Raw genomic sequence first — 21,264 nt, forward strand, 5'->3', positions numbered from 1 at the left:
CGAATCGTGCCATTCTGGGCCTATGGCATCAAAGAAGATCTTCGGCATCGTCCTGGCTGGTGGCGAAGGCAAGCGCCTGATGCCCCTGACGGCCGACCGGGCCAAGCCCGCTGTCCCCTTCGGTGGCAACTACCGCCTCATCGATTTCGCCCTGTCGAATCTGATCAACTCCGATCTGCGCCAGATCGTGGTGTTGACGCAGTACAAGTCGCACAGCCTCGATCGCCACGTCTCGACGACCTGGCGTCTCGAGGGCCTGCTCGGAGCGTACGTCGCGTCCGTGCCGGCACAGCAGCGACTCGGCAAGCGATGGTTCGCCGGCAGCGCCGACGCCATCCTGCAGAGCCTCAACCTGCTCCGCGACGAGAAGCCGGACATCGTGGTCGTGGTCGGTGCGGACCACGTCTATCGCATGGACTTCTCGCAGATGATCGAGGCGCACATCGCCTCGGGCGCCGGCGTGACCGTCGCGGCCATCCGCCAGCCGATCTCGCTGGCCGACCAGTTCGGCGTCATCGAGGTCGACGAGCAGGACCCCACCCGGATCGGGCGGTTCCTCGAGAAGCCGACCGATGCGGTCGGTCTGCCCGACTCCCCCGACGAGATCCTTGCGTCGATGGGCAACTACGTCTTCGACGCAGACGTGCTCATCGACGCCGTGCTGCGCGACGGTGAGAAGCCGGACTCGAACCATGACATGGGCGGCGACATCGTCCCCGACTTCGTGTCCCGCGGCGACGCCGCCGTCTACGACCTGAACCGCAACCAGGTTCCCGGCTCGACCGAACGAGACCGCTACTACTGGCGCGACGTCGGCACCATCGACTCGTTCTACGACGCGCACCGCGATCTCATCTCGGCGCTGCCGATCTTCAACCTCTACAACCAGGACTGGCCGATCTTCAGTCAGCAGTTGAACTCGCCGCCGGCGAAGTTCGTCCGCGACGGCTTCGGCAACCTGGGCACGACCATCGACTCGATCGTGTCGCTCGGGTCCCTGTTGTCGGGCGCGCATGTCGAGCGCAGCGTGCTCGGCCCGTGGTGCGTCCTCGACTCGGGCTCGCGTGTCGTCGACAGTGTCGTGTTCGAGCGGGCGCGCATCGGGCCGAACGCCGTCGTCAACCGCGCGATCCTCGACAAGGACGTGGTGATCGCCGCCGGCGCCTCCGTCGGCGTCGACCCGGACGCCGACCGGGCACGCGGCTTCACGGTCACGCCCTCGGGCATCACCGTGGTCGGCAAGGGCGTCCGAGTCGACCAGTAGGTCGTCGAGGTCACCGGGCGTCACGGCGCCCGATCGGCACACGTCCGCCCAGTAGGGTGGGCGCGTGCCGCGCTTCCTCACCGTCCTCGACGTCGACTCCACGCTCATCGAGAACGAGGTGATCGAGCTCCTGGCCGAGGCCGCGGGCACGCGCGCCGAGGTCGCTGCGATCACGGAGCGCGCGATGTCGGGCGACCTCGATTTCGCCGAGAGCCTGCGGGCGCGGGTCGAGACCCTGGCGGGCCTCCCCGTGTCGGTCTTCGACGAGGCGGCCGCGCACGTGCGCGTGACGGCCGGCGTGGACGAGCTCATCGCCGGCTTGCACGCACACGGTTCGGTGATCGGTGTCGTGTCCGGAGGGTTCCACGAGGTGCTCGACCCACTCGCCGATCGGCTCGGGTTGGACTTCTGGCGCGCCAACCGGCTCGACGTCGTCGACGGTCGCTTGACCGGTCGGGTCGACGGGCCGATCGTGGACGCCGAGGCCAAGGCGGCCGCCCTCCGCGAATGGGCCGAGGAGGCACGGGTCGAGTCCCGACACACGGTCGCGATCGGTGACGGGGCCAACGATCTGCTCATGATGGACGCCGCGGCGCTCTCCGTCGCGTTCAACGCGAAACCGCGCGTCCGGGATCACGCCGACGTCGTCATCGACGTCTGCGACCTGTCCCAGGTGCTCCCCCTGCTCGGCCTGCGCGGCTGAGCGCGAGCGTCCACCGGGCCGGACGGCCGAGGGTCGCGCCGGAGAACGTCCCCTCGGGTCAGTGCCCCATGCCGAGACCACCGTCGACGGGGATGACGGCACCCGAGATGTATCCCGCGTCGTCGCCCGACAACCAGGTGATCGCCTTGGCGACCTCGTCCGTGGTGCCGTACCGGCCCGCGGGGATGTTCTTCTTGTACTCGGCCTGCTGCGCCTCGGGCAGGACGGCCGTCATGTCGGTCTCGATGAAGCCCGGTGCCACGATGTTCGCCGTGATGCCGCGCCCGCCGAGCTCCCGCGTCAGGGATCGCGCGAATCCGACCAGGGCGCTCTTCGACGCGGCGTAGTTGGTCTGACCGGCGCTGCCGTAGAGGCCGACGACGCTCGAGACGAGCACGATGCGGCCGAAGCGCGCCTTCAGCATGTTCTTGGAGGCGCGCTTGACGACGCGGAAGGCGCCACCGAGGTTCGTGTCGACGACCGACGTGAAGTCCTCCTCGCTCATCCGCATCAGCAGGGTGTCCTTCGTGATGCCGGCGTTGGCGACGACGACCTCGACGGGACCGAGCTCGGCCTCGACGATCGTGAAGGCGGCGTCGATGGAGGCGGCGTCCGTGACGTCGGCGATGACGGTCAACGCCCCCTCGGGCCCCTGACCGCTGCGTGCCGTCACCGCGACGCGGTGCCCCTGCGCCACGAACTCCTGGGCGATGGCGAAACCGATTCCACGGTTACCACCGGTGACGAGGACGGTGCGGGGCGTGGTCATGGGATCTCCAGAGGTCGTGGCGTGGGTGGGCGTGTCGTGCCGGCGAGCCCGCCGACGGGGTGGCGTCGGGAGAGGCCCGCGACGAGACCGCCGACCAGCCTACTGTCGGCGGGCAGGCTTAAGATCGAGGTACGCGTCCAGTCGGGCGCCGCAGACCGTGTACGCACCCGAGCCGGATGTCATGAAGGCCACCAGCAACTCGATAACCTCGCTCCCCCCGTCGCCCAGCGACGACCGTCATTCGCGCATGGTCAAGTACGCCGTCGCCATGGGTGTCCGTCTGGTCTGTCTCATCCTGTGCTTCGTCGTCCCCCTCGGCTGGTGGACGGTCTTCCCCGTCATCGGCGCGGTCGTCCTGCCCTATTTCGCCGTGGTCCTCGCGAACGTCGGCCATGAGTCCGGCGACGCCGTGACCAGTCCCGGTGCCGTACAGGTGTACCGGGCGCCCGACGCCACTCCGTTCACGCCCGACCCGGTCCCCGACGGTCCCGACTCCCCCACCGTCGGGGGCGATCCGCGATGATGTTCGGTCTCACGGGGCCCGACGTGGTCGAGTGCTCGCGTGCCGGGTGCCGATCCGAGGCCCGGCATAATGTCAACTGGCGCAACCCCAAGATCCACGGACTCGAACGGGTCAAGGTCTGGTCGGCGTGCGACGAGCACGTGTCATTCCTCCGTGATTTCCTCGAGGCGCGGGACTTCCCCGTCGTCGTGACCGAGGCGGGGGTCGTCGTCGAATCGGTCGGAACGGAGGCGTGATGGAGGGCTGGCGTTTCGCTCTGTCGAAGAAGTGGCTCGGCTACCTGGGCGTCGCCGTCGTCTTCGCGATCGTGTGCGCCTTCCTCGCGCACTGGCAGTGGACTCGACACGAGGAGAAGATGGCGGTCGTCGCCCAGCTCGAGCAACGCTACGACGCGACGCCGATCCCTCTCGACGACGCCCTGCCGACCCTCGCCTCCTACGACTCGGCCCTCGAATGGCAACCCGTCACCATGACGGGTCGGTATCTCGCCGACGAGACCATGCTGGTGCGTAATCGGCCGTTCAACGGTCAACCCGGCTTCGAGGTGCTCGTGCCCCTGCAGACGACTAGCGGAGACGTGTTCGTCGTCGATCGCGGCTGGCTCCCGACGGGCAACGCACAGGACGCCCCCGATGCGATCCCGCCGGCCCCGTCCGGTGAGGTGACCGTGACGGCACGGATCAAACCGGGCGAGCCTCGCCTCAACGATCGGACCGACATCGCGGGGACGAACCAGATCGCGACCATCCAGTTGGCCGACATCCAGAAGCGCCTCGATCGCCCGACCTACACGGCGGCCTACGGGCTCGTCATGGGCGAGGACCCGGCGCCGGCCGTCGCACCCGCGCCATCGGTCGAGCCGCAGATCGACGAGGGCCTGAATCTCAGCTACTTCATCCAGTGGCTCATGTTCGGGCTCGGAGCCTTCGCGTTCCTCTTCTACGTCATTCGCCAGGAGCACCGCAACCAGAACGCCGACGACGACGAGAAGCGCGAGCACGCCGACGAGCGTGCGCGTAAGAGAGCCGCTCGACCGCGCGCGGACCACGAGATCGAGGACGAGATCCTCGACGCCGCCGGCCGCTAGGCCGTTAGGCCGTCAGGCCACGTTCCTGTGTCGGCCCGTCAACCTGGCTACGCCAAGTTGATCAACTCGCTGTAGTCCTTGGTCCAGTGGTCTTCCGTGCCCTCGGGCATGATGAGCACGCGCTCGGGGTTCAGCGCCTCGACGGCCCCCTCGTCGTGGCTGACCAGGACGACGGCGCCCTCGTAGTTGTTCAGTGCGTCGAGGATCTCGAGACGGCTGGCCGGGTCGAGGTTGTTCGTGGGCTCGTCGAGCAGCAGGACGTTCGCACCCGAGACCACGATCATGGCGAGGGCCAACCGCGTCTTCTCGCCACCGGACAGCACACCGGCCGGCTTGGCGGAGTCGTCGCCCGTGAAGAGGAACGATCCGAGCACGCGCCGCGCCTCCGTCTCGGTGATGTTCGGCGAGGACGACACCATGTTCTCCAGCACGCTGCGCTTGACGTCGATCGTCTCGTGCTCCTGTGCGTAGTAGCCGATGCGCAGGCCGTGGCCCGGCTCGAGCTGTCCGGTGTCGGGAGCGTCCACTCCGGCGAGGATGCGGAGCAATGTCGTCTTGCCGGCACCGTTCAGGCCGAGTACGACCACCTTGCTGCCGCGGTCGATCGCGAGATCGACCGCCGTGAAGATCTCGAGCGATCCGTAGCTCTTGCTGAGGTTCGATGCCATCAGGGGTGTGCGACCGCAGGCGGCGGGCGTCGGGAACCGCAGCTTCGCCACTCGGTCGACCTGACGCACCTCGTCGAGTCCCGAGAGCAGCTTCTCGGCCCGCGCGACCATCTGGTGCGCGGCCGCGGCCTTCGACGCCTTCGCTCCGAAGCGTGCCGCCTGCTTCTGCAGGGCCGATGCCTGCTTCTCGGCGTTCGAGCGCTCTTTCTTGCGACGTTCCTCGTCGGCGGCGCGTTGCCGCTGGTAGTTACGCCAACCCATGTTGTAGACATCGATCATCTGACGGTTCGCGTCGAGGTAGAAGACCCGGTTGACGACCTCCTCGACCAGTTCGATGTCGTGACTGATCACGATGACACCGCCCTGGTAGGTCTTCAGGTACTCGCGCAGCCAGACGACCGAGTCGGCGTCGAGGTGGTTGGTCGGCTCGTCGAGGATCATCGTCTCGGCCGCGCTGAACAGGATGCGCGCGAGCTCGATGCGACGACGCTGACCGCCCGACAGAGTGCTGAGCGGCTGGTCGAGGATGCGATCGGGCAGACTCAGGTTGCTCGCGATCGAGGCGGCTTCGGCCTCGGCCGCATAGCCTCCGAGGGCATTGAACCGGTCGTCGAGATCGCCGTAGCGCTTCATGGCCCGAGCAGCCACGGCCGGGTCGTCGCTGCCCATCTCCTGGGTGGCCTCCTGGATGCCGAGGAGGAGCTGACCGAGGCCGCGGGCATCGAGGATGCGGGTGCGCGCCAGGTCTTCGGGGTTGCCGCTCCGCGGGTCCTGCGGCAGATAGCCGATCTCGCCCGTCCGTTCGATCGTTCCGCCGGTCGGCATCGTCTCACCCGCCAGGGTCTTCGTCATGGTCGTCTTGCCGGCGCCGTTGCGCCCGACCAGACCGATCTTGTCGCCCTTGTCGACGCGGAAGCTCACGTCGGCCATCAGCAGGCGCGCGCCGACGCGGATCTCGAGGTCGTGCACGGAAAGCACAGCGGAAGTCCAATCGATTGGGGAGATGTCCACAACGCCGCCCGCCATTGGGCCGCCCCTAGGATGGGGAAAGATCACTCGGATGGGATCGCGCGTCGAGACGCCGGCCCTGTCGTACGAGGGCCAACCTACCCATTCTAGGAGATTGCATGACGAACACCGCCGCACCGACCTCTCGTCTGGTGCTCGCCGACCGTCTCGTGACCAAGAGCTGGGCGACCGACGCCGGCCTGGTGCTCGCCGGCGTCGGCGTGACCGCGGCGCTGGCGCAGGTGCAGGTGCCCATGTGGCCCGTACCGATCACCGGCCAGACCTTGGCGGTCATGCTCGTCGGAGCCACGCTCGGTGCCCGCCGCGGGGCGCTGTCGATGATCTCGTATCTCGTCCTCGGCGTCGTGGGGCTGCCGATCTTCGCCGAGTTCAGCGGCGGCCCGCTCAGCGTCATGAAGCCGAGCTTCGGCTTCATCGTCGGGTTCATCCCCGCGGCGTTCGCCATCGGCTGGCTCTCTCAGCGCAACTGGGACAAGAAATGGCTGCTGTCGCTGGCGGCCTTCTTCCTGGCCAGCCTCATCCCGTTCGCGTTCGGGCTCCCCTACATGGCCGTCGTGCTCGGCCAGCTCGGCGTCGACAACAGCATCTCGAACGTCATCGCCCTCGGTGTGCTGCCCTTCATCGTCGGCGGTATCGCGAAGTGGCTGATCGCTGCGTCGGTGCTGCCTCTCACCTGGAAGCTCATCAAGCGCGACCGCTGAGCGACGCGCTGTTCGGTCGTCGACCGGGCACCGCTCCTACGACGAAACCCCCGGTCGATCGACCGGGGGTTTCGTCGTAGGAGCGGTGCGTCTCAGATCGAGAAGCCGATGGCGCGCATCATGTCGCGACCGTCGTCCGTGATCCGATCGGGGCCCCACGGCGGCATCCAGACCCAGTTGATCCGGAACGCGTCCACGACACCGTCGAGGGCGTTCGCCGTCTCGGACTCGATGACGTCGGTCAACGGGCAACCGGCACTCGTCAGCGTCATGCTGATGATGAGGGCGTTCTCGTGCTCCTCGTCCATCGCCAGATCGTAGATGAGGCCCAGGTCGACGACGTTGACACCGAGCTCCGGGTCCATGACCTCCTTGAGTGCCTCGATCGTCTGATCGAACTTCTCGGGAGCGAGTGCGACGGCCACGGTCAGTTCACCGCGGCGGCGGCCGAGACGTACCGGTCGTAGCCCTCGTTCTCGAGACGGTCGGCGAGCTCCGGCCCGCCCTCGTCGGCGACGTGGCCGTCCACGAAGACGTGCACGAAGTCAGGCTTGATGTAGCGCAGGATGCGCGTGTAGTGCGTGATGAGCAGCAGGCCGAGCCCTGTGTTGGCCTTGGCGCGGTTCACGCCTTCGGACACGATCTTGAGCGCGTCGACGTCGAGACCCGAGTCGGTCTCGTCCAGGACGGCGAACTTGGGCTTCAGCAGCTCCAGCTGCATGATCTCGTGGCGCTTCTTCTCGCCGCCCGAGAAGCCCTCGTTGACGTTCCGCTCGGCGAAGGCCGAGTCCATCTTCAGGGCACTCATCGACTCGCGGAGGTCCTTGACCCAGCCACGGAGGGCCGGAGCCTCTCCGTCCAGCGCGGTCTTCGCGGTGCGGAGGAAGTTCGAGACGGTCACACCGGGGATCTCGACGGGGTACTGCATCGCGAGGAACAGCCCCGCCTTGGCGCGCTCGTCGACGCTCATCTCGAGCACCTCGACGCCGTCCAGGGTGATGGAGCCGCCGTCGACGTTGTAGCGTGGGTGCCCGGCGATCGTGTAGGCGAGGGTCGACTTGCCCGAGCCGTTGGGGCCCATGACGGCGTGGATCTCGCCCTCCTTGATGGTGAGGTCGACGCCTTTGAGGATGGGCTTCGGGCCCTGATCGGTGTCGATGCTGACCTTGAGGTCGCGGATTTCGAGTGTTGACATGGTCGTATTCCTCTCTGGAACGGTCTTACTGCGCGACGCCGGCAGAGGGCGAGACGGTGCTGGTGTCGACGTACACGTCGCCGTCGACGACGGTGACGGTGAAGACCGGGACGGGTTCGTAGGCGGGAAGCGTCAGAGGCTTGCCCGTGGTGAGTTCGAATTTCGAGCCGTGGGCCCAGCACTCGAGGGTGTCGTCCTCGACGAAACCCTCCGACAAGGAGATGTCACCATGGGTGCAGGTGTCTCCGATGGCGTGGATCTCACCCGCGCTGTCCTTGACCACGGCGATGGCGATGCCGTCGACCACGACACGACGCGCCTGGGCCGGGGTGATCTCGTCCGCTCCGCAGACCTTCGTCGTCATGAGGCGGCCCCTCCGGTCAGCTCCGTCTCGAGGGCGTCGATGAGGCGCTCCTGGAGGCCGGGCTCACCGATCTTCTGGATCACCTCGCTGAGGAACCCGAGGACGACGAGTCGACGGGCCTCGGCCTTGTCGATCCCACGCGACTGCAGGTAGAAGAGGTGCTCGTCGTCGAAGCGGCCCGTGGCACTCGCGTGACCGGCGCCGGCGATGTCGCCGGTCTCGATCTCGAGGTTCGGGATCGAGTCGGCCCGCGTCCCCTCGGACAGCACGAGGTTGCGGTTCTGCTCGTAGCTGTCGGTGCCCGGAGCGGTCCGGCCGATCAGGACGTCGCCGATCCACACGGTGCGGGCACCGGCGCCCTGCAGGGCACCCTTGTAGTTCACACGGCTGCGGCTGTTCGGGGCGTCGTGGTTGACGTAGACCTGCTGCTCGAGGTGCTGCCCGGCGTCGGCGAAGTAGACGCCGTAGAGCTCGGCGTCCGAACCCTGGCCGGAGAGGTGCGCCGACGGGTTGACGCGCACGATGGAGCCGCCGAGGCTCACGACGAAGTGCTTGAGCTGGGCGTCCCGACCGATCGAGGCGAAGTGGCTCGCCAGATGCACGGCGTCGTCGTCCCACTCCTGCAGGGTGACGACGGTCAGCCGCGCGCCCTCGTCCACGACGATCTCGACGTTCTCCGCCAGCTGGGCGCTGCCGGTGTTGCGGAGCACGACCAGCGACGTCGTGTTCGCTTCCGCGTGGATGACGGTGTGACCGGCACGCGGCTGCGAGTCGAGCCCGGAGCGGCCGATCGTGATCGACGAGGGCTCCTCGCCGGACAGCGTGATCGAGAGCACCTTCTCGGTGCTGGCCCAGGCGTTGGCCGAGGCCTTGTCCTCCGGCGTACCCGCCGAGCCGACCAGGTTCGAGGTGCGGTCGACCCAGTCGACGACGGCACCGGGCGTCTCGCGGGCCAGGTAGGCGTACGGAGAACCGTCGAGGGGCCCGTCGATCAGGGGGCGGAGTCGCTCGACAGGGCTGAGCTTCCAGTCGACTTCCCGTCCGGTGACGGCCGGGAACGCTGCGGGGTCGGTGGAGTGGAATCGCTCGGAGCGGGTCTGGACCGGGACGAGGCCCCATCCCCCATCGGTGTGGGCCTTCGCTCCGTGCTGGACGCGGTCGTCCGTGGTGTCTGCTGTGGTGGGTGCTGCGGCGGACATCTAGCCGACTGATCCTTCCATGCTCATCTCGATGAGCTTGTTGAGTTCGAGCGCGTACTCCATCGGGAGCTCGCGGGCGATGGGCTCGATGAAGCCACGGACGATCATCGCCATGGCCTCGTCCTCGGCCATGCCGCGCGACATGAGGTAGAAGAGCTGCTCTTCGCTGACCCGCGAGACGGTGGCCTCGTGACCGAGCTGCACGTCGTCGACGCGGATGTCGATCGCGGGGTAGGTGTCGGAGCGCGACATGGTGTCGACGAGGAGGGCATCGCACCGCACCGTGTTGGCCGCGTGGTGCGCTGCTTCGTCCACGCGGACCTCTCCGCGGTAGCCGGCACGGCCACCGCCCCGGGCGATCGACTTCGAGACGATCGACGACGTCGTGTAAGGCGCCATGTGGATCATCTTCGCGCCGGCGTCCTGGTGCTGACCCGGACCGGCGAACGCGACGGAGAGCGTCTCGCCCTTGGCGTGCTCGCCGACGAGGTAGATGGACGGGTACTTCATCGTGACCTTGGAGCCGATGTTGCCGTCGATCCACTCCATGGTCGCGCCCTCGTGGGCGATCGCCCGCTTCGTGACCAGGTTGTAGACGTTGTTGGACCAGTTCTGGATCGTCGTGTACCGGACGCGCGCGTTCTTCTTCACGATGATCTCGACGACGGCCGAGTGCAGCGAGTCCGACTTGTAGATCGGAGCCGTGCAGCCCTCGATGTAGTGGACGTAGGAGTCTTCGTCGGCGATGATCAGCGTGCGCTCGAACTGACCCATGTTCTCGGTGTTGATGCGGAAGTAGGCCTGGAGCGGGATCTCGACGTGCACGCCCTTGGGGACGTAGACGAACGATCCGCCCGACCACACGGCGGTGTTCAGGGCCGCGAACTTGTTGTCACCGGCCGGGATGACCGTGCCGAAGTACTCCTGGAAGATCTCCGGGTGCTCGCGCAGCGCCGTGTCGGTGTCCATGAAGATGACACCCTGCTGCTCGAGGTCTTCGCGGATCTGGTGGTACACGACCTCCGACTCGTACTGCGCGGCCACGCCCGCGACGAGACGGTTGCGCTCGGCCTCGGGGATGCCGAGCTTCTCGTACGTGTTCTTGATGTCGTCCGGGAGCTCTTCCCAGCTGGTCGCCTGCTTCTCGGTCGACCGGACGAAGTACTTGATGTTGTCGAAGTCGATGCCGGACAGATCGGCACCCCACGTCGGCATGGGCTTGCGCTCGAACAGAGCGAGACCCTTGAGACGGTTCTTGAGCATCCATTCGGGCTCGCTCTTGAGGTTCGAGATGTCGGTCACGACCTCGGGCGAGACACCGCGCCGGGCGGAGGCGCCGGCCGTGTCGGAGTCGGACCAGCCGAACTCGTATTGCCCCAGGCCCGCGAGCTCCGGGCGGTCGATCAGCACGTCTGACATAGCTACCTCTTTCTCTGTCGAACCGAACACGGTGGTCGGAGCCGACATTCCCTCGCGCAGCGAGACGAACACGCCCGGTCGCCTGGCAGCGTGACGGCGGACCGTGGTCGATGCGCCGTGCCCCGCTGCTTAGACTGATCAGGAAGATCGAGAGAACGCCGGCGTCGATGGCATGTGCCTCCACGCGGTCAGCGAGCCCTCGGGTATCTCCGTCGACACCCAGATCGGGCAGTGCTCCTGAACCCGTTGATTCTACAGGGCCGACCGGCAAAAGTAACGAAAGGCAGCAAGTCGTGAGCAACGCACAGGTGACCCGCCCCGGACTGCTGTCCCGATTCTGGCTCTGGCTGCCGTCGACGGTCGATCGTCGCGTGCGGTTCCTCGCCTGGGCCTCGTTCGTCTGTCAGGTCGTCCTCATCGGCACCGGAGGTGCGGTCCGGTTGACCGGGTCGGGTCTCGGCTGCCCGACGTGGCCCGAGTGCGCCGCCGGGTCGTTCACGAACACGCCCGAGATGGGCATCCACGGCTTCATCGAGTTCGGCAACCGGATGCTGACGTTCGTCCTCTCGATCATCGTCATCCTCGTCTTCCTGTCCGTCCTGCGCATCCGCAAGGTGCGCCGCGATCTGTTCTGGCTCACCTTCGCGCAGGGCATGAGCATCCCCTTCCAGGCCGTGCTGGGCGGTATCACGGTGCTCGTCAAGCTGAACCCCTACGTGGTCGGCGCACACTTCGTCGTCTCGATCGTGCTCGTCGCCCTGACGGCGACCCTGGTCTATCGCGTGAAGCGGGGCCCTCGAGGCGCCACGGCCGCGACACCGAGGTGGTACGCGATCGTCACGCACGTGACGTCGTTCGTTGTCGCGGTCACCGTCCTGGTCGGTGTCCTGACGACCGGCGCCGGCCCGCATGCCGGGGACGCGGACACCCATCGCAACGGCCTCGACCCGGCCGTGCTCGAGCACGTCCACAGCTGGCCCGCGTACACGACCTTCGCGCTGACGCTCCTGCTCGTGATCGCGGCGCTCCGGCTCGGACTCCCCCGTCGGTTCCCCCTCCTGCTGCTCGCCGTCGAGCTCGTCCAGATCGCCGTGGGGCTGCTGCAGGCCCGGACCGGGCTGCCGCCCGTCCTGGTCGGTTCGCACATGGTCCTGGCAGGGCTGCTCGTCGCGGCGATGACGGCGACCGTGCTCTCGTTGAAGAACGACCAGACCCTGGACGAGGCCGAGCGCTCCCTCGACGTCCCCCTCCGATCGGTCACTCCGGCCTGATCGGCCGATTGACGCGCTAGTCGCTGGGCGTGTCCGCCGGGCGACGCATCGTGGTGTCGACGTCGCCTCTCTCGGTGGTGACGAATCCGTGCCGGCGGTAGAGGTTCTCGGCACGGCTGCCGGTCAACACCGTCAGCGACAGCGACGAGCCGCGCGTCGCCGCGACGATCTCGGACAGCAGGCTCGTCCCGATGCCGCGACCCCGCGCCTCCTCGGCTAGATAGAAGTGGCGAAGCCACGTCGTCTCCGGCGTCGGCTGCAGGGCGAAGCAGCCCAGGAGGCGGTGGTTCTCCGAGACGACGACGACCGTCTGGTCGGCATCGTATTCGCTGAGGAACCGCTCACGGTTGTAGGGAGGATTCCAGCGCCCGAGGCGCTCCAGATCGAACCGGAGGGCGTCGAGCTTGATGGACGCCAGGACAGGCGCGTCGGCCGACGTGGCGGGGCGGATCGACCAGGTGGTCGTGTCGCCGATCAGAACGGCAGGAGGGGGTCGACGCCGACGGCGAGGAACAACAGGGTCAGGTACGTGATCGAGCTGTGGAACACCCGCATCGGTCGGACCTCGGCCACCTGTTGGATGGCCCGCGAGTACAGGCGGTGCGACTCCCAGATGAACCAGATGCCGCTGGCCGCCGCGACGACCGTGTAGACGACGCCCATGTGGGCCACCGGGACGAGCAGCAACGAACAGGCGACCGTGGCCCACGCGTACAGGATGACCTGCAGTCCGACGATCGATCGACCGCGGACCACGGCGAGCATGGGAACGTCGGCCGCGGCGTAGTCGGCGCGATACCGCATCGACAGGGGCCAGTAGTGCGGCGGGGTCCAGAGGAAGATCACCAGGAAGAGGATGACGGGGGGCCAGGAGATCTCGTTGGTCACGGCGGCCCAGCCGATCAGTACGGGCATGCAGCCCGCGATACCGCCCCAGACGATGTTCTGCGGGGTGCGGCGCTTGAGCCACAGCGTGTAGACGAACACGTAGAACAGGATCGCGACGAGGGACAGGGTCGCCGCGAGCACGTTGACCGTCAGGGCGAGCCAGACGATGGAGGCGACGCCCACCACGTACGAGAAGACGAGCGCCTCGCGGTCGGTCACCTCCCCCGTGACGAGAGGGCGCCCCTGGGTTCGCTTCATGATGCGATCGATGTCGCGGTCGATGTAGCAGTTGAACGCCGATGCGGAGCCGGCGCTCAGGGCGCCACCGATCAAGGTCGCGGCGACGAGCCAGAGGTTCGGGACACCGCCCTGTGCCAGGAACATCGTCGGCGCCGTCGTGACGAGCAGCAGCTCCATCACGCGCGGTTTCGTCAGGGCGACGTACGCCTTGGCCTTTCGACGGACACCTCGAGGCGAGGTGTCGGGGCGGGTGGCGACGGCTGCGGTCATGTGTCCTCTAACGAGATGGCGGTTTGCCCGAAAAGTCTAGGCGATGAACGGCCACGCTGACGGCGAACCCGCTGACGTGCTGCGGGCACGACGGGGCACTACGTCCCTATACTGACAGGTGCTTGCCAGTCGCATGCCTTCCCGGTCCGGATCAGACGAGAAATATCGTCTCCGGTGCCACCGTGCGTGCGAACAGCCGATGACGTCTCGGCAGGCGCATGTCAGCGCGGAGCGAATCGACCCCGCGCAGTTCGCATCAAGAAGGGTCAACTTCCAGTGGCAGATCTGCAATGGGAATCCATTGACAACAAGGCAGTAGACACGGTCCGCGTCCTCGCGGCCGACGCGGTGGAGAAGGTCGGCAACGGCCACCCCGGCACGGCCATGAGCCTCGCTCCGGCCGCCTACCTCCTCTTCCAGAAGGTCATGCGCCGCGACCCGAGCGACAACGAGTGGATCGGTCGCGACCGTTTCATCCTGTCCATCGGACACAGCTCCTTGACGCAGTACATCCAGTTCTACCTCGGTGGCTACGGCCTCGAGATCGAAGACCTGCAGGCGCTCCGCACGTGGGGCTCGAAGACCCCGGGTCACCCCGAGTACGGCCACACCGACGGCGTCGAGATCACGACCGGCCCACTCGGCCAGGGGCTCGCCTCCGCCGTGGGCTTCGCCTACGCCGCCCGCTTCGAGCGCGGCCTGTTCGACCCCGACGCCGCCGTGGGCACGTCGCCGTTCGACCACTTCGTCTACGTCATGGCAGGCGACGGCGACATGCAGGAGGGCGTCACCAGCGAGGCGTCGTCCCTTGCAGGCCACCAGCAGCTCGGCAACCTCGTCGTCATCTACGACTCGAACCAGATCTCGATCGAGGACGACACCAACATCGCGTTCACCGAGGACGTCCAGAAGCGCTACGAGTCCTACGACTGGCAGGTCCAGGTCGTCGACTGGAAGAAGACCGGCGAGTACGTCGAGGACGTCGCGGCGCTGAACGACGCCATCGAGGCCGCGAAGGCCGAGACGAGCAAGCCGTCGCTCATCATCCTCAAGACCATCATCGGCTGGCCGTCGCCGAAGAAGCAGAACTCTGGCAAGATCCACGGTTCGGCGCTGGGCGCCGACGAGGTGAAGGGCCTGAAGGAGGTCCTCGGCTTCGATCCCGAGCAGACCTTCGAGGTCGCGCCCGAGGTCCTCGAGCACACCCGCAAGGCCGTCGAGCGCGGCCAGGCGCAGCACGCCGAGTGGACCGAGAAGTTCGACGCGTGGGCCACCGCGAACCCCGAGAAGAAGACGCTGCTCGACCGCGTCCTCAAGGGCGAGCTGCCCGAGGGCGTCGACGAGGTCCTGCCCGTCTTCGAGGCCGGCAAGGACGTCTCGACGCGTGCCGCGTCCGGCAAGGTCATCAACGCCATCGCCGGCGTCGTCCCCGAGTTCTGGGGCGGGTCGGCCGACCTGGCCGAGTCGAACCTGACCACGATCACGGACGGCAAGTCGTTCGTCCCCGAGGAGTGGTCGACGCACGAGTGGACCGGCAACCCCTACGGCCGCGTGCTGCACTTCGGTATCCGTGAGCACGCCATGGGGTCGATCCTCAACGGCATCACGCTGCACGGCAACACGCGTCCGTTCGGCGGCACCTTCCTCATCTTCAGCGACTACATGCGCCCCGCCGTGCGTCTGGCCGCCCTGATGAAGTCGCCCGTCACCTACGTGTGGACCCACGACTCCGTCGCCCTCGGCGAGGACGGCCCGACGCACCAGCCCGTCGAGCAGCTCGCGGCGCTCCGTGCCATCCCGGGTCTCGACGTCGTCCGTCCGGCCGACGCCAACGAGACCGCCTGGGCCTGGAAGACGATCCTCGACCGGCGCAACGGCCCGGCAGGTCTGGCGCTCAGCCGTCAGAACCTCCCGGTCTTCGAGCGGGGCGAAGGCGACGCCGAGGGCGAGACCTTCGCCTCCGCGAAGAACGTCGCGAAGGGCGCCTACGTCCTGGCCGAGGCCCCGGGCGGCACGCCCGACGTGATCCTCATCGCGACGGGCTCCGAAGTTCAGATCGCTGTCGAGGCGCGTGAGGTCCTGAGGGGCGAGGGCATCAACGCCCGCGTCGTGTCGGCGCCCAGCCTCGAATGGTTCGACGAGCAGAGCGCCGAGTACCAGGAGTCGGTCCTGCCGGCCTCCGTCAAGGCCCGCGTATCGATCGAGGCCGCCATCGCCATGCCGTGGCGCGGCATCGTCGGGGACGCCGGTCGCAGCGTGTCGATCGAGCACTTCGGTGCGTCGGCCGACTACAAGACGCTGTTCAAGAAGTTCGGTATGACGACCGAAGCCGCCGTCGCCGCCGTCAAGGACTCGCTGGCCGCTCTCTGAGCGCCGCGAAAAAGGAAGAAGACAGAAATGACTGAATCGAACACCGCTCAGCTGTCCGCCGCCGGCGTCAGCATCTGGCTCGACGACCTCTCGCGTGAGCGCATCAACTCGGGTGGGCTCCAGAAGCTCATCGCCGAGCGCAACGTGGTCGGCGTGACCACGAACCCGACCATCTTCGCGGCCGCTCTGGCCAAGGGCGAGGCGTACGACGACCAGGTCGCGCTGCTCGCCAAGACGGGTGTCAGCGTCACCGACGCCGTCTTCGAGATCACCACCGACGACGTCACGCGCGCCAGCGACATCTTCCGCGAGATCTACGACACGACCGATGGCTTCGACGGCCGCGTGTCGATCGAGGTCGAGCCGGGTCTCGCGCACGACGCCCAGGGCACCATCGACCAGGCGATCAAGCTCGCCGCCAAGGTCGGCCGCCCCAATGCGCTCATCAAGATCCCGGCCACGGTCGAGGGTCTCGAGGCCATCACGGCCGTCATCGCCCAGGGCATCAGCGTCAACGTCACGCTGATCTTCAGCCTGGAGCGCTACCGCGCCGTCATCAACGCCTACCTGACGGGTCTGGAGCAGGCCAAGGCCGCCGGCATCGACCTGTCGACGATCCACTCGGTCGCCTCGTTCTTCGTGTCGCGCGTCGACACCGAGATCGACAAGCGCCTCGACGCCGTGGGCACGGACGAGGCCTCGGCCCTCAAGGGCAAGGCCGGCGTCGCCAACGCCCAGCTCGCCTACGAGGTCTACACCCAGGCCTTCGACACCGAGCGCGTCAAGACCCTCCTCGCCGCCGGTGCCAACAAGCAGCGTCCGCTCTGGGCCTCGACCGGCGTCAAGGACCCGGCCGTCCTCGACACGACCTACGTGGTCGAGCTCGTCGCCGCCGACGTCGTCAACACGATGCCCGAGAAGACGCTCGAGGCGACCTTCGACCACGGTGAGATCCGCGGGGACACGATCACCGCCTCCTACGCGTCGGCCAACGAGGTCATGGACGCCATCGCGGCGCAGGGCATCTCGTACGACGACGTCACCGAGACCCTCGAGAAGGAGGGCGTGGAGAAGTTCATCGTCTCCTGGAACGAGCTGCTCGACACCGTCACCGCTGCCCTCGAGGCCGCCAAGCCCGCCGAGGTCGCCAAGTGACCATCACCATCGCCGCCAGCGGTGACGCGGCGGATGCCGTCGACCGCGTCGTGCCTCAGCTCGTCACCGACATGGTGGCGAGCGGCATCACCGCCCTGAATCCGACGCTCTGGGGTCCGGACGCCGAGTCCGAGGCCGAGAAGCGCCTCGGCTGGACCGAGGCCGTGGTCGTCTCGACTCCCCTGCTCGACGAGATCGACGCGCTGCGCGACGAGCTCGCGGCCAAGGGTGTCGACCACGTCGTGCTCGCCGGCATGGGGGGATCGTCCCTCGCGCCCGAGGTCATTACTCGGACATACGGCGTCGAGTTGACCGTGCTCGACGCGACGGAGCCCGGTCAGGTGCTGTCCGCCCTGGCCGACCGTCTCGACCGCACGGTTCTGGTCGTGTCCTCGAAGTCGGGTTCGACCGTCGAGACGGCGAGCCAGCGCAAGACGTTCGAGAAGGCGTTCACGGACGCCGGCATCGACCCCGCCGAGCGCATCGTCGTGGTGACCGACCCGGGTTCGCCGCTCGACGAGTCGGCGCGTGCCGCGGGCTACCGCGTCTTCAACGCGGACCCGAACATCGGCGGCCGCTACTCGGCTCTCAGCGCCTTCGGTCTCGTACCGTCGGGTCTCGCCGGTGCGGACATCCGCGAACTGCTGGCCGAGGCCGACGCCGTGACGGTGGAGCTCGCACAGGACAGCGCGGCCAACCCGGGACTCGTCCTGGGCGCCGTGCTCGCCGGTACGACTCCCCTGCGCGACAAGATCGCGATCGTCGCCGACGGCACGCACATCATCGGGTTCCCCGACTGGGCCGAACAGCTCATCGCGGAGTCGACCGGCAAGCTCGGACGCGGGCTTCTGCCCGTCGTCATCGGCACCAAGGCCCCGGAGATCACGGAGGGCCTGCACGACGTGCAGGTCGTCCGTCTCGTCGCCAACGCGGCCGAGACGCGCGAGGTCGCACCGGGCGAGGTCGAGATCAGCGGATCGCTGGGCGGTCAGATCATGGTCTGGGAGTACGCCGTGGCGGTGGCCGGGCGCCTGCTCGAGATCAACCCCTTCGATCAGCCCGACGTCGAGTCCGCCAAGGTCGCGACGCGTGCGCTGCTCGACCAGCGTCCCGAACCGACGGCTCCGGCCTTCACCGACCAGGGCATCGACGTGCGCGAGGTCGGCGGCATCGAGCTGGGCGACTCGCTCGCCTCCGCCGTGACGGGTCTGCTGTCGTTGGTGACCGACGACGGCTACGTCTCGATCCAGGCCTACATCGACCGGGTGGCGAACCCCGAGCTCGAGGAGCTGCGCGACGCGCTGGCCGCTCGTACCCGGCGTCCGGTGACATTCGGGTGGGGGCCGCGCTTCCTGCACTCGACCGGTCAGTACCACAAGGGCGGCCCGGCCAATGGCGTCTTCCTCCAGATCACGCAGACGGCGAAGGAGGACCTCTCCATCCCCGACAGCCCGTTCACGTTCGGTCAGCTCGTCCAGGCGCAGGCCGCGGGCGACGCGAAGGTGCTCTCGGAGCACGGTCGTCCGGTTCTGACCCTCACGGTGTCGGACGTCCAGGCGGCGCTGCCGGCGCTGCTGGCCGCCCTGCGCTGATCGTCTGACGAAGGATTCTCATCACGATGTCACCGGTGGAGATCACGCCGGAGTACAACCCACTGCGGTTGCCCTCCGACCGCCGACTCAATCGAATCGCGGGGCCGAGTGGTCTCATCATCTTCGGAGTGACGGGCGACCTGTCACGGAAGAAGCTGATGCCGGCCGTCTACGACCTGGCCAACCGAGGCCTCCTGCCCCCTGGTTTCGCTCTCGTCGGGTTCGCCCGGCGGGAGTGGGAGGACCAGGACTTCGAGCAGGTGGTCTACGAGGCGGTCAAGCAGCATGCCCGCACCCCCTTCGACGAAGACGTGTGGCGTCAGCTCAAGGAGGGCATCCGGTTCGTCCAGGGTGTCTTCGACGACGCCGACGCGTTCGCCCAGTTGAAGGACACCATCGAGGAGCTCGACCGGGAGCGCGGCACGATGGGGAACCACGCGTTCTACCTGTCGATCCCGCCGAAGGCCTTCCCCATGGTGACGGAGCAGCTGCGGAACTCGGGCCTCGCCGAGGAGAAGGACGGCGCCTGGCGCCGTGTCGTGATCGAGAAGCCCTTCGGTAGCGATCTGAAGACCGCTCGGGAGCTGAACGCGGTCGTCGAGACCGTGTTCGCTCCCGACTCGGTGTTCCGCATCGACCACTACCTCGGCAAGGAGACGGTTCAGAACCTGCTCACGCTGCGGTTCGCGAACCAGATGTACGAGCCGCTCTGGAACAGCAACTACGTCGACCACGTCCAGATCACCATGGCCGAGGACATCGGTGTGGGCGGTCGCGCCGGCTACTACGACGGTATCGGCGCTGCTCGCGACGTCATCCAGAACCACCTCCTGCAACTCCTCGCGCTCACGGCGATGGAGGAACCGGTGTCGTTCAACGCGAAGGACCTCCGCGCCGAGAAGGAGAAGGTCCTGAGCGCCGTCCGTCTGCCCGAGGACCTGGCCACGGGCACCGCCCGGGGTCAGTACGCCGGCGGATGGCAGGGCGGGGAGAAGGTCCTCGGGTTCCTCGACGAGGACGGCATGAATCCCGAGAGCATGACCGAGACGTTCGCGGCGATCAAGCTGGAGATCGCGACGCGCCGTTGGTCGGGTGTCCCGTTCTACCTCCGTGCCGGCAAGCGTCTCGGGCGGCGTGTCACCGAGATCGCCGTCGTCTTCAAGCGTGTTCCCGAGAACATCTTCGGTTCGCAGTCCGCCCTGGGTCAGAACGCTCTCGTCATCCGGGTGCAGCCGGACGAGGGCGTCACCCTGCGTTTCGGATCGAAGGTGCCGGGAATCGGCAGCCAGGTGCGCGACGTCACGATGGACTTCGGCTACGGCCACGCGTTCACGGAGGCGAGCCCCGAGGCCTATGAGCGGCTCATCCTCGATGTGCTGCTCGGCGACCCGCCCCTCTTCCCCCGGCACGAGGAGGTCGAGTTGTCCTGGAAGATCCTCGATCCGATCGAAGAGTTCTGGGCCACCCAGGGTCAGCCTGAGCAATACCGACCCGGCACCTGGGGCCCGCACTCCGCCGACGAACTCATGGCCCGAGACGGCCGGACCTGGAGGCGCCCATGATCGTCGAACTGCCGGACAGCACCATCAGCCGTGTCCAGAAGTCGCTCATCAAGATTCGCGAAGAGGGCGGCGCCGTCGCACTCGGTCGCGTTCTGACCCTGATCATCTCAACGCGACTAGGCGAAGAGGAGGAGGCGATCGAGGCCGCGAACGAGGCGTCCCGCGAGCATCCGATGCGCGTCATCGTCATCTCGACCAACGACCGGTCCGACGACGAGGAGGCGCGGCTCGACGCCCAGATCCGCGTCGGTGGCGACGCGGGAGCCAGCGAGGTCATCGTCCTCCGTGCGTTCGGGGACACGGCGAGCGACGAGGAGGGCCTGGTCACCGGCCTCCTCCTGCCCGACGCACCGGTCGTGGCCTGGTGGCCCGGACGGGCGCCCGTCAGCGTGTCCGAATCGCCCCTCGGCCGTATTGCACAGCGGCGCATCACGGACGCGGCCAGCCAGGCGAACCCCCGTCAGTCCATCGTCGACCTCGCCGAGACCTACGAACCGGGCGACACGGACTTCGCGTGGACCCGTTTGACGTTGTGGCGAACCCAGCTCGCCGCCGTGCTCGATCAGCCGCCGTACGAGCCCGTCACCGAGGTGCAGGTGAGCGGCTCCCCCGATTCGCCGTCGACGCTCCTGCTCGCGGCGTGGCTGCGGCTCCAACTACAGGTTCCCGTCACGAGCGAGCTGACCAGCCGGGCCACGGGATCGAGCGGCATCCACGGAGTCCGACTCGTGCGACCCTCCGGGTCGATCGAACTGGAGCGATCCGTCGTCAACGTGGCGACGTTGACCCAGCCCAACCAGCCGACTCATGACCTGTCGCTGCCACGCCGTTCTCTGCGCGACTGCCTGGCCGAAGAACTCCGTAGACTCGACCCGGATGACCTGTTCGGGGATGTCGTCCGGACTGGCGTCAGCCAGCTGAGCGAACCCGTCCACAGCAACTGATCGCACACGGGGCCGCATCCACAGAAGGATGCGGCCCCGTGTCGAGTTCCC

At 67.5% G+C, this 21,264-nt stretch carries 21 protein-coding genes; 12 read left to right on the forward strand and 9 right to left on the reverse strand.

The features are described 5' to 3' along the window. The first annotated feature begins 22 nt into the window (after nt 1–22). Entirely contained in the window at nt 23–1,264 is a 1,242-nt protein-coding gene (locus ACPEEZ_RS07230; RefSeq protein WP_423924079.1) for a glucose-1-phosphate adenylyltransferase, read from the forward strand. 64 nt (nt 1,265–1,328) lie between these two features. Beyond that, nucleotides 1,329–1,967, forward strand: a complete 639-nt coding sequence (gene serB / locus ACPEEZ_RS07235) for a phosphoserine phosphatase SerB (RefSeq protein WP_423924080.1) — start codon at nt 1,329–1,331, stop codon at nt 1,965–1,967. Nucleotides 1,968–2,025: 58 nt separating this feature from the next. Here serB and fabG read toward each other — a convergent pair whose 3' ends face one another. Beyond that, a complete protein-coding gene (gene fabG, locus ACPEEZ_RS07240) occupies nt 2,026–2,736 on the reverse strand; it encodes a 3-oxoacyl-ACP reductase FabG (protein ID WP_423924081.1) in 711 nt (236 codons plus the stop codon). Between the two features lie 181 nt (nt 2,737–2,917). Between fabG and ACPEEZ_RS07245 the strand changes: the two genes are divergently transcribed. The 3 genes from ACPEEZ_RS07245 to ACPEEZ_RS07255 are packed head-to-tail and all read left to right on the forward strand — an operon-like array spanning nt 2,918 to nt 4,346. Next, nucleotides 2,918–3,259 carry a DUF3099 domain-containing protein gene (locus ACPEEZ_RS07245; RefSeq protein WP_423924082.1) on the forward strand — a complete coding sequence of 114 codons (342 nt, stop codon included), beginning with the start codon at nt 2,918–2,920 and terminating at the stop codon, nt 3,257–3,259. Continuing rightward, nucleotides 3,259–3,495, forward strand: a complete 237-nt coding sequence (locus ACPEEZ_RS07250; protein WP_423924205.1) for a hypothetical protein — start codon at nt 3,259–3,261, stop codon at nt 3,493–3,495. Before ACPEEZ_RS07245 ends, ACPEEZ_RS07250 begins: the two co-directional genes overlap by 1 nt. Continuing rightward, complete coding sequence (locus ACPEEZ_RS07255) at nt 3,495–4,346, forward strand: SURF1 family protein (RefSeq protein WP_423924083.1); 852 nt, start codon at nt 3,495–3,497, stop codon at nt 4,344–4,346. The genes ACPEEZ_RS07250 and ACPEEZ_RS07255 overlap by 1 nt, the downstream gene beginning before the upstream one ends. A 47-nt stretch (nt 4,347–4,393) precedes the next feature. Here ACPEEZ_RS07255 and abc-f read toward each other — a convergent pair whose 3' ends face one another. Next, nucleotides 4,394–5,992: a ribosomal protection-like ABC-F family protein gene (gene abc-f / locus ACPEEZ_RS07260; RefSeq protein WP_423924084.1), complete on the reverse strand. Its 1,599-nt coding sequence runs from the start codon at nt 5,990–5,992 to the stop codon at nt 4,394–4,396. A 149-nt stretch (nt 5,993–6,141) separates the two neighbouring features. On the opposite strand from abc-f, the gene ACPEEZ_RS07265 reads away from it, so the two are divergent. Further along, a complete protein-coding gene (locus tag ACPEEZ_RS07265; RefSeq protein WP_423924085.1) occupies nt 6,142–6,744 on the forward strand; it encodes a biotin transporter BioY in 603 nt (200 codons plus the stop codon). Nucleotides 6,745–6,836: 92 nt separating this feature from the next. Here the strand turns inward: ACPEEZ_RS07265 and ACPEEZ_RS07270 are convergent, their stop codons facing one another. The 5 genes from ACPEEZ_RS07270 to sufB are packed head-to-tail and all read right to left on the reverse strand — an operon-like array spanning nt 6,837 to nt 10,921. Beyond that, nucleotides 6,837–7,169, reverse strand: coding sequence for a metal-sulfur cluster assembly factor (locus tag ACPEEZ_RS07270; RefSeq protein ID WP_423924086.1), 333 nt, complete (start codon nt 7,167–7,169; stop codon nt 6,837–6,839). 2 nt (nt 7,170–7,171) lie between these two features. Continuing rightward, a complete protein-coding gene (gene sufC / locus ACPEEZ_RS07275) occupies nt 7,172–7,939 on the reverse strand; it encodes a Fe-S cluster assembly ATPase SufC (protein WP_423924087.1) in 768 nt (255 codons plus the stop codon). A 25-nt stretch (nt 7,940–7,964) separates the two neighbouring features. Continuing rightward, the gene (locus ACPEEZ_RS07280) at nt 7,965–8,303 is read right to left on the reverse strand and encodes a non-heme iron oxygenase ferredoxin subunit (RefSeq protein WP_423924088.1); all 339 of its coding nucleotides are present in this window, start codon (nt 8,301–8,303) and stop codon (nt 7,965–7,967) included. Continuing rightward, nucleotides 8,300–9,502 (reverse strand): Fe-S cluster assembly protein SufD, encoded by a 1,203-nt coding sequence (sufD, locus tag ACPEEZ_RS07285; protein WP_423924089.1) that lies wholly within the window; start codon nt 9,500–9,502, stop codon nt 8,300–8,302. The genes ACPEEZ_RS07280 and sufD overlap by 4 nt, the downstream gene beginning before the upstream one ends. Further along, on the reverse strand, nt 9,503–10,921 hold the full coding sequence (gene sufB, locus ACPEEZ_RS07290) for a Fe-S cluster assembly protein SufB (RefSeq protein WP_423924090.1): 1,419 nt from the start codon (nt 10,919–10,921) through the stop codon (nt 9,503–9,505). It abuts the gene before it with no gap. 293 nt (nt 10,922–11,214) lie between these two features. Between sufB and ACPEEZ_RS07295 the strand changes: the two genes are divergently transcribed. Next, nucleotides 11,215–12,192 (forward strand): COX15/CtaA family protein, encoded by a 978-nt coding sequence (locus ACPEEZ_RS07295; RefSeq protein WP_423924091.1) that lies wholly within the window; start codon nt 11,215–11,217, stop codon nt 12,190–12,192. 16 nt (nt 12,193–12,208) lie between these two features. On the opposite strand, the gene ACPEEZ_RS07300 is transcribed toward ACPEEZ_RS07295, so the two are convergent. Both ACPEEZ_RS07300 and ACPEEZ_RS07305 read right to left on the reverse strand, forming a co-directional pair. After that, the gene (locus tag ACPEEZ_RS07300) at nt 12,209–12,670 is read right to left on the reverse strand and encodes a GNAT family N-acetyltransferase (protein WP_423924206.1); all 462 of its coding nucleotides are present in this window, start codon (nt 12,668–12,670) and stop codon (nt 12,209–12,211) included. Next, nucleotides 12,667–13,590, reverse strand: coding sequence for a heme o synthase (locus ACPEEZ_RS07305; RefSeq protein WP_423924092.1), 924 nt, complete (start codon nt 13,588–13,590; stop codon nt 12,667–12,669). The genes ACPEEZ_RS07300 and ACPEEZ_RS07305 overlap by 4 nt, the downstream gene beginning before the upstream one ends. A gap of 276 nt (nt 13,591–13,866) precedes the next feature. Here ACPEEZ_RS07305 and tkt point away from each other — a divergent pair, with 276 nt between their 5' ends. Genes tkt through ACPEEZ_RS07330 form a run of 5 tightly spaced genes read left to right on the forward strand, consistent with a single transcriptional unit; the run spans nt 13,867 to nt 21,213 of the window. Next, the gene (gene tkt / locus ACPEEZ_RS07310; RefSeq protein ID WP_423924093.1) at nt 13,867–15,960 is read left to right on the forward strand and encodes a transketolase; all 2,094 of its coding nucleotides are present in this window, start codon (nt 13,867–13,869) and stop codon (nt 15,958–15,960) included. Nucleotides 15,961–15,987: 27 nt separating this feature from the next. Beyond that, nucleotides 15,988–17,115 (forward strand): transaldolase, encoded by a 1,128-nt coding sequence (tal, locus tag ACPEEZ_RS07315; protein WP_423924094.1) that lies wholly within the window; start codon nt 15,988–15,990, stop codon nt 17,113–17,115. Beyond that, complete coding sequence (locus ACPEEZ_RS07320; RefSeq protein ID WP_423924095.1) at nt 17,112–18,707, forward strand: glucose-6-phosphate isomerase; 1,596 nt, start codon at nt 17,112–17,114, stop codon at nt 18,705–18,707. Before tal ends, ACPEEZ_RS07320 begins: the two co-directional genes overlap by 4 nt. Before the next feature lie 26 nt (nt 18,708–18,733). Continuing rightward, nucleotides 18,734–20,269 (forward strand): glucose-6-phosphate dehydrogenase, encoded by a 1,536-nt coding sequence (zwf, locus tag ACPEEZ_RS07325; RefSeq protein WP_423924096.1) that lies wholly within the window; start codon nt 18,734–18,736, stop codon nt 20,267–20,269. Next, nucleotides 20,266–21,213 (forward strand): glucose-6-phosphate dehydrogenase assembly protein OpcA, encoded by a 948-nt coding sequence (locus ACPEEZ_RS07330; protein WP_423924097.1) that lies wholly within the window; start codon nt 20,266–20,268, stop codon nt 21,211–21,213. Before zwf ends, ACPEEZ_RS07330 begins: the two co-directional genes overlap by 4 nt. The last annotated feature ends 51 nt before the right edge of the window (nt 21,214–21,264 follow it).

It is taken from the genome of Frigoribacterium sp. 2-23 (assembly GCF_049601585.1).
In the GTDB taxonomy this organism is placed as follows: domain Bacteria; phylum Actinomycetota; class Actinomycetes; order Actinomycetales; family Microbacteriaceae; genus Frigoribacterium.